The 7,262-nt window shown below is 63.8% G+C and carries 10 protein-coding genes; 3 read left to right on the top strand and 7 right to left on the bottom strand.

What is annotated here, in order from left to right:
* A partial coding sequence (gene frr, locus VN856_RS08905) for a ribosome recycling factor (protein ID WP_325688112.1) occupies positions 1-370 on the bottom strand: 370 nt, incomplete at its 3' end.
* 19 nt (positions 371-389) lie between these two features.
* Positions 390-1,178 carry a UMP kinase gene (pyrH, locus tag VN856_RS08900; protein WP_325688111.1) on the bottom strand — a complete coding sequence of 263 codons (789 nt, stop codon included), beginning with the start codon at positions 1,176-1,178 and terminating at the stop codon, positions 390-392.
* Between the two features lie 478 nt (positions 1,179-1,656).
* Between pyrH and VN856_RS08895 the strand changes: the two genes are divergently transcribed.
* Positions 1,657-1,899 carry a CsbD family protein gene (locus tag VN856_RS08895; RefSeq protein ID WP_325688110.1) on the top strand — a complete coding sequence of 81 codons (243 nt, stop codon included), beginning with the start codon at positions 1,657-1,659 and terminating at the stop codon, positions 1,897-1,899.
* 71 nt (positions 1,900-1,970) lie between these two features.
* On the opposite strand, the gene VN856_RS08890 is transcribed toward VN856_RS08895, so the two are convergent.
* The 3 genes from VN856_RS08890 to VN856_RS08880 form a co-directional block, all read right to left on the bottom strand.
* Complete coding sequence (locus VN856_RS08890; RefSeq protein ID WP_325688108.1) at positions 1,971-2,906, bottom strand: lysophospholipid acyltransferase family protein; 936 nt, start codon at positions 2,904-2,906, stop codon at positions 1,971-1,973.
* Between the two features lie 68 nt (positions 2,907-2,974).
* Positions 2,975-3,772 (bottom strand): STAS domain-containing protein, encoded by a 798-nt coding sequence (locus tag VN856_RS08885; protein ID WP_325688107.1) that lies wholly within the window; start codon positions 3,770-3,772, stop codon positions 2,975-2,977.
* A gap of 332 nt (positions 3,773-4,104) precedes the next feature.
* Positions 4,105-4,518, bottom strand: a complete 414-nt coding sequence (locus tag VN856_RS08880; RefSeq protein WP_325688105.1) for a ChaB family protein — start codon at positions 4,516-4,518, stop codon at positions 4,105-4,107.
* Positions 4,519-4,697: 179 nt separating this feature from the next.
* Between VN856_RS08880 and VN856_RS08875 the strand changes: the two genes are divergently transcribed.
* Positions 4,698-5,366, top strand: a complete 669-nt coding sequence (locus tag VN856_RS08875) for an HAD family hydrolase (RefSeq protein WP_325688103.1) — start codon at positions 4,698-4,700, stop codon at positions 5,364-5,366.
* 18 nt (positions 5,367-5,384) lie between these two features.
* Here the strand turns inward: VN856_RS08875 and VN856_RS08870 are convergent, their stop codons facing one another.
* Positions 5,385-6,065 carry a class I SAM-dependent methyltransferase gene (locus tag VN856_RS08870; RefSeq protein WP_325688101.1) on the bottom strand — a complete coding sequence of 227 codons (681 nt, stop codon included), beginning with the start codon at positions 6,063-6,065 and terminating at the stop codon, positions 5,385-5,387.
* A gap of 45 nt (positions 6,066-6,110) precedes the next feature.
* On the opposite strand from VN856_RS08870, the gene VN856_RS08865 reads away from it, so the two are divergent.
* Positions 6,111-6,530, top strand: a complete 420-nt coding sequence (locus VN856_RS08865) for a MarR family transcriptional regulator (protein WP_325688099.1) — start codon at positions 6,111-6,113, stop codon at positions 6,528-6,530.
* Here the strand turns inward: VN856_RS08865 and VN856_RS08860 are convergent.
* Positions 6,527-7,262, bottom strand: a 736-nt coding sequence (locus VN856_RS08860; protein WP_325688097.1) for an amidase family protein, incomplete at its 5' end; no start/stop codon positions are given. The two genes, VN856_RS08865 and VN856_RS08860, sit on opposite strands and share 4 nt — an antisense overlap.

Here is a 7,262-nt window from a genome sequence, read left to right as displayed (position 1 = left end):
CGTCCTCGCCCTTGGCTTTGGCCTGCTTGACCAGCTCGCGACGGCGTTCCTCGGTCAGCTGCGGCACCGCGACCCGGATCAGCGTGCCGTCGTTGGTGGGGTTCACCCCCAGGTCTGAGTTACGGATCGCAGCCTCGATGTGTCCGAGCTGACTGGCTTCGTACGGCTTGATGACGACCAGCCGCGCCTCCGGGACATTGATGCTGGCGAGCTGCGTGATCGGAGTTGCGGAACCGTAGTAGTCGATGACAATCCGGTTGAACATGCTGGGGTTGGCCCGTCCGGTCCGGATGGTCGACAGGTCGTCGCGACTCACCGATACGGCCTTTTCCATTTTCTCTTCGGCGTCGAAGAGAGTTTCGTCAATCATTTCTGCGCCGCGCCTCCCTTCACGTTGTGACCAGCGTTCCAATTTTGTCACCCGCGACGGCCCGGGCGATATTGCCATCGGTCAGCAGGTTGAAAACCAGAATCGGCATGCGATTGTCCATGCACAAGCTGAACGCGGTGGCGTCGGCCACCTGCAGCCCGCGGTCGATCACTTCCCGGTGCGTGATGGCGGTGAACAACTCGGCCGCCGGATTCACCCGCGGGTCCTCGGCGAACACTCCGTCGACTGCCTTGGCCATCAACACCACGTCGGCGCCGATCTCCAACGCCCGCTGCGCGGCGGTGGTGTCGGTGGAGAAGTACGGCAGACCCATACCGGCACCGAAGATCACCACTCGGCCCTTTTCCAGATGACGGACGGCGCGCAGCGGAATGTACGGCTCGGCGACCTGACCCATGGTGATCGCGGTTTGCACCCTGGTGTCGATGCCCTCCTTCTCGAGGAAGTCTTGCAGCGCAAGGCTGTTCATGACGGTACCCAGCATTCCCATGTAGTCCGATCGGGTGCGCTCCATTCCGCGCTGCTGCAGCTGAGCGCCGCGGAAGAAGTTGCCGCCGCCGATCACCACCGCAATCTGCACGCCGGTACGGACCACCTCGGCGATCTGGCGGGCGACCTGCGCCACCACGTCGGGGTCCAGGCCCACCTGTCCGCCGCCGAACATCTCGCCGCCGAGTTTGAGCAATACCCGGGCGTACGCGTGCCGACTCGACCCGCCGGCGGGGCTCCGGCCGTCCGGCGGAAACGCCCCGGCTCCGTTGGCGCCCGTCGGCTCCTGCTCCGTCATCGAACTCCTCGCATGAAAGGACGACACCTAGCTATCCCCACGACGGCTATTCCCCTAATAGCTTGATCCATCCTGCCTCATGGCCGGTCTCTGTCCGCCCAGGGTCACCGGGCTGTTTGTCTTCAACTGCGATTGTCGCGCGGCCAGTCGGCGCGGATCGCAAAATCGCCCGAAAGACCGTCGGCAAACCCGCGGCGACCAGCAACGCCGTACGCCATTGCGGTTGAAGCTGTTTCGGAGTGCTGGCTGCGTGGGGGGCGTCACAGCGACCCGCCCCAGGCCCTCTACCAGCGAGGGGACACCGTCACGGCATATTGCCGACGCCTTTGACGCACGCAGAGGTTTCAGCGCGCGGCACCGCGGGAATGCGCCAACTGCGGCGCGATGAGGCAGTAACGCGATTCTGACCGCGTCCGACCGGTCGAGCAATTGGCCGGGTGACCAGACGAAAAATGACGTAAGCCACTAGGAGGACTTTATGTCGGACGACAACAAGAGCGGGCCTGTAGAAGGCGTCAAGGGCGTTGTCGAGGGCGCCAAGGGCCTCGCCAAAGAGGCCGTCGGCAGCGTGGTCGGCAACAAGGACCTCGAGAAAGAGGGCGAGGCTCAGCAGGACAAGGCCTCAGCCCAGCGCGACGTCGCCAGGAAGGAAGCCGAGGCCGAGGCAGCTCGGGCCGGTGAAGAGGCGGCCGAGAAGCGCCAGCAGTCCCACCAGAACTAAGCAGCAATCGACTGGGCCTGGTCCATTACGGACCGGGCCCAGTTGCTGTCTTGCACGAAATGGTCTGGCGGTCAACCGAATAGCGGTAACGCGCGCTTGCGGGCCAGCGCGTCCATCCCGCTTTGAATGCTGTCCTGTACCTCGTGATACTTGCGATCGATGTAGTCGTCGTCCTCGGCTCGATCCGGATCATTGTCGATCTCGACCGCGGGCATGAAGCGAGTGCGGATCTTGGCCGGCAGCGGCAGCTGCGGCAGCGCAGCGGGGGCGATTCCCCACGGCAGCGAAATGGCCAGCGGAAAGACCTTGAGCCGCAACAGCCGATCCAGTCGCAGAGCGCGCGAAAGCCGATCGCCGCGGATCAGAACCGGCATGGCGTCGGCACCCCCAACCGTCGCGATCGGCACAATCGGCACTCCTGCGCGGATCGCCATCTTCACAAAGCCTTTGCGCCCTGCCAGGTTGGCCCGATCGCGCTCGCTCCACGGGCGTAGAGAGTCGACCTCGCCGCCCGGCCATAGCGCCACATCGTGGCCTTCGGCCAGCGCGGTCGCGATGGCATCCGGGGCCGCGGGCAACACCCCCATTGACCGGAAGTACCGGCCGAACCCCGGAATGGCCATCAGCGCATCGTGGGCGGTGCCGTGCAAGGGCCGCTCCGGACCGAACCGCCGCCACCATTGCAGGCCGACGGTCCAGGCGTCCCACACGAACGGAGCACCCGAGTGGATGCCGATCAGCAAGGCAGGCGGTTTGCCGATGTTTTCCCAGCCGTCGATTTCCATCCGGAACCAATAATCCACCAGCAGATTCCAGAAAAACTTCTGCTGTTGCATCGTCTTCTCGTCTTGACCGCTGAGATCCCATTCGCCCGCACGTTCGGCCACCCACCCGCTCACCCCGCCGGCTTTGCCGTCACGTTGATCCTCCATTGCGGTGCGGGCCTGCTCAGCTTGCACCTGTGCCTGCTCGCGCACCTCGGCAGTCCTGTGATCGCTGTCACTCATGGCCCTGAGTTACCCCGTCTGGCACAAGTCGAACCGGAACCGACCTGTGGCCGGAAAGGCTGTTTGGCTCAGAAGCGATTTTCCGGGCCGACGACAGCCCAGACGGTGTTGCCGGCCGTGGTGGTGTAGTTGCCCCAGGCCCGACTGTTCCCCGCGACCAGGTCGAGGCCGGAAACATTGTCCCGAGCCGACTTTCGGCGCACCGGGCTGACGATGCCAACGTGTTGTATCGCTACCGACACCGTCGATCCGTCGGTCTCCAGGCGAAGCGCAAAATTTCTATCGGTGTCGACAAGGGCGGCTTCGACCAGTTCTGTCGCGACCGTGGATACCACGTAGATGAAGTCGGTTCTGGCCCACTCCGTCAACCACTGCGTCGTCAATTCACGGCATGTGCGAATGCTGCTCCGCTGTGACGGCAGCGAGGCGCGTGAGCGCCGCCGATAGCGGTGCAGCCCGTCGGCGGACAGCTCAGCAAGTGCCGATTCAAGCGTCGCGTACATAGGCACATATCGGGTAATGCCGTTTCGCTGAGCGCCATTTCGACCCTGACCGTGCGCGCAGACCATAGCGAGCGGCACGTTCGGCCATTCAGCGATCTGCCAACGGGCACTGGTGAATACAGCCCACGCCGGATCTTCTCGAACGGTTAGCTCGGTGACATCGATGACGACGGAATCAGGTTCATCCAGCGCGGCTTTGACGATGGTGTCACGAATTGGGGCGTATGTCGTGGCATTCAGCGTACCGACGAGAGTGAGCACACGGGCCTTACCGACATCGGTGACACCAACCTGCAGCGCACTATGCCCGCTTGGCATGACCCGCTCTTCATCCGGAGTGTGACGTAACGTCGGGCGGCTCACTTATTCACCTACTCGACCTCAGGATCGTATGCGATCGTGTTCGCCGATGTGCGCGCCTAGTCGTACGCGAAGCGGCTGTGATCGGCGGACGCTCAAATCCTCGCAGCATTTGCCTGAGTTTGCTCGGCCACGTGGCGACGTCACAGCACATCCACAGCGATCAGGCTGGGACCGAGTTGGTCTCGCGTTCCTATGCACCGTGCTTGGCCTGCGCAGATAGGAAACTATCGGCGGATTGCCATGGGCACAGGTTCTGCCCACAATGGCCGACCACACCAGGCGTCCCTTTCCGCAATCGGCTTTACAACTATTGAATGCGCCGTGTGAGGCGCTCAACGATTCCGGACCTGACGGTTGCGCTTTTTGATTGCGTCGACCAATTGCGATTTGTTCATCGTGGACCGACCGGATATGTCGAGCCGTCGGGCAACGTCCAGCAGATGTTTCTTGCTGGCATTGGCGTCGACGCCTTCGGCCGACGGGAGTGGATTGTGTAGACCGCCCCGCTCTGCGCGTGCATCCGAGGGGCCCTTCTTTTTCTTGGGTAGCCAACGGTCACCGACTTTTTCGAAGCTGTGCTTGAGCGCTGAATACGCGACGCGATGGGCACGCTCTTCGCTGCCGTACTCGTCGGCGGCCGCGTCATGAGACTTGGCGAAGGTGCGTTGCGCCTTGGAGTTCGACCGCCGCACGGTGCTGGGTAATTCGTCCTTTTTCGGCTTGCCGGTCTTTGTCGTCTTCGGCATAGCTAACCTCTCTCGGGCTCGGGTATCGATCACTCTCGGTTCAGTGCTGCACCACGTCGCCGACGATTTGGTGCCGTCGCTCACCGCACTTTCTGGGAACCGCCCCAGGGTCACCGCGTTATTCGGGCATGGGCCGGGTACCCAGCAGGTGCCCCGACTCAACCGGAAGGTTCATTTCAATGGTGCAACCCGTTGTGCTGTTCGACGTCGACGGGACGTTGGTCGACTCGAACTTCCATCACGTTCTGGCGTGGCACCACGCCTTCCTCGATGTCGGCGAGGAAGTACCGTGCTGGCGAATCCTGGGCCTCATCGGCCGATCGGGCGACGAGCTGGTCAGCGCCCTGCTCGGCGACGAACTCGCCGACAAGCACGGCTCGCATGTGAAAAAGCTGCACACTACGTACTTCCTCGACGCCGCCGCGCAGGTGCGCCGCCTACCGGGCGCGCGGGAACTGCTCGAAGCGATCGCCGCTCGGGGCTGGCGGTCGGTGCTCGCCACATCGGCCGGCGAAAAAGAGTTGGAGGTGCTACGAAACGCACTCGACTCGGAAGATCTGATCGATGCCGTGACGTCGTCAGCCGATGCCGAACGGGCCAAACCGCATCCCGACATCGTTGCTATAGCGCTGGAACGCGTTGACGCGACACCGTCTGACGCGATCTTCGTCGGCGATGCCGTCTGGGATGTGAAGGCGGCGCTACGCGCCGGCGTCCCGGCCGCGGCAGTTCTCAGCGGCGGTACGTCGCGGGAAGCGCTGGAAGACGCCGGCGCGGCAGCAGTCTATGACGGACCCCTCGATCTGCATGAGCACATCGAGGGGTTCGCCCAACTCGTTGGGATGTAACGGCTTTCGCCGCGGCCGTCAGCCCAAGTGCGCCGACAGCAGCCACGCCGGTACGGATTTGCGACCGTTGCCCTCGTCGCGAACGTCGGCGAACGGAAACTCTGGGCTATCGGTGTCAGCGAAGTTGGCGTGAATCCTGGCCGGCCGAATCTCGTCGATCACCCAGTACCGCGACACCACATCGCGCAACTCGTCCTCGGTCACCGGGTTGGCCGGACCGTCGGGCATCCCGCTTCGGTTGAAGACCAGCACGAAGTACGACGCGCCCGGGGCGGCGGCCCGGACGATCGAGCGCTGGTAGCCGTCCCGCAGCTCGACAGGCATCGAATGGAACAGCGTGCTGTCCACGATCGTGTTGAATCGGCCGTCGTAACCGGTGAACGCGGAAATGTCGGCCACCTCGAACGAGGCATTGGTCAGCCCCTGCCTGGCGGCCTCCGCCGTGGCCAACTCGATCGCCGTGGGCGAGGCGTCCAGCCCGACGGTGTTGTGGCCCAACGCCGCCATGTGCAACGCCAATGCGGCCTCACCGCAGCCGGCATCGAGCACGTCGCCCTGGATCTTCCCCTGATCGATCAGCGCCGCAATCTCCGGCTGCGGCTCGCCCAAACTCCACGGCGGTCGGCCACCCGAAAACTCGGCAGCCTCGCCACGGTAGGCCGGATCGAAATCGAAATCGAAATTCTGAGTTTCAGTCATACCCCAGGTATATCAATCAGGCTGATATGTGTCAACATCATTGATATGGGCAACATTGAGAACGCGCCGCTTGGGTACCTGTTGTTTCAGGTGATGGCAACACTGCGGCCCGAGGTGGCGGCGGCGCTGAGCCCGCTGGGCCTGACCCTGCCCGAATTCGTCTGCATGCGAATGCTTTCCATGAGCCCCGGGTTGTCCAGCGCGGAGCTGGCCCGGCTGGGCAATGTCTCACCGCAGGCGATGAACACGGTGCTGCACAGGCTGGAGAACGCGCAGATCGTGACCCGCCCCGCATCGGTGGCATCCGGCCGTGCGCTGCCGGCCTCGCTGACCGCGGATGGCCGGACAAAGCTGAGACGCGCCGAGGCCGCGGTGCGAGAAGCCGACGCCCGCGTGCTGGCCAAGCTGTCGGCGTCTCAGCAGCGCGAGTTCAAGCGAATGCTGGAGGCGCTGGGACCCGACTAGGTCTGGTCGATATGCGCCCAGGGCCGAGCGTCTTCGAGTTCGTAAGCCAGTTCCAGCAAGCGGGCTTCGTGGCCCACCGGCGCCGAGAACATCATCCCCACCGGTAGTCCATTGGTCGATACCGCCAGCGGCAACGAGATCGCAGGCTCCCCCGTGACGTTCTGCAGCGGCGTGAACGCGACCCAGTCCTGCAGACGGTCGATGATCTGGTCGTAGTCGGCGGTCGGGTCGAGGTGGCCGATCTGCGGCGGCTCGTCGGCCAGCGTCGGTGTCAGCACGAGGTCGTAAGTGCGAGCCAGCCGTTCGGTGTACCGGCGCACGCGGGACAAACGGATCAGCGCCAGCGGCATCCGGTGCAGATTTCGACGCGCATGCCGGTCCAGGCCCCGCGACAGGTTGTCCAACCGGGTGACATCGAATCCGTCGAAGGTGCGCTTGTTCTGCTGAATTTGGCCCATTGCCAGCAGTCCCCAGTAGAGCACGAAGTCGGACACGAAACTCGAAGGCACTGGCGGTTTTTCGAGATGGTCGACGCGGTGTCCGAGCTCTTCGAGCAAGCCTGCAGCTTTCAAGGTCAGCTCGCGAACCTCGGGGCTGGATTCGCGAAGAAGTGAATGAGTGATGACGGCGATCCGCAGCCGCTTTGCTCCGGCATGCTGCACGTCTCCGATCGGCGTGAGGTTGGGCGCCCGCCAGATGCGTTCGGCTTCCCGGTAGAACGCGGCGGTGTCT

Origin of the sequence: Mycobacterium sp., assembly GCF_035603715.1 — a bacterium.
Taxonomy (GTDB): domain Bacteria; phylum Actinomycetota; class Actinomycetes; order Mycobacteriales; family Mycobacteriaceae; genus Mycobacterium.
The sequence above is the reverse complement of the archived record's forward strand: the minus strand, read 5'-3'. Positions and strand labels throughout refer to the sequence as shown.

Bases quoted from the DNA above. Each gene is read 5' to 3' on its own strand.
- VN856_RS08875 (WP_325688103.1), top strand. From the start codon at position 4,698: ATGGTGCAACCCGTTGTGCTGTTCGACGTCGACGGGACGTTGGTCGAC.
- pyrH (WP_325688111.1), bottom strand. From the start codon at position 1,178: ATGACGGAGCAGGAGCCGACGGGCGCCAACGGAGCCGGGGCGTTTCCG.
- VN856_RS08865 (WP_325688099.1), top strand. From the start codon at position 6,111: ATGGGCAACATTGAGAACGCGCCGCTTGGGTACCTGTTGTTTCAGGTG.
- VN856_RS08880 (WP_325688105.1), bottom strand. From the start codon at position 4,518: ATGCCGAAGACGACAAAGACCGGCAAGCCGAAAAAGGACGAATTACCC.
- VN856_RS08890 (WP_325688108.1), bottom strand. From the start codon at position 2,906: ATGAGTGACAGCGATCACAGGACTGCCGAGGTGCGCGAGCAGGCACAG.
- VN856_RS08870 (WP_325688101.1), bottom strand. From the start codon at position 6,065: ATGACTGAAACTCAGAATTTCGATTTCGATTTCGATCCGGCCTACCGT.
- VN856_RS08895 (WP_325688110.1), top strand. From the start codon at position 1,657: ATGTCGGACGACAACAAGAGCGGGCCTGTAGAAGGCGTCAAGGGCGTT.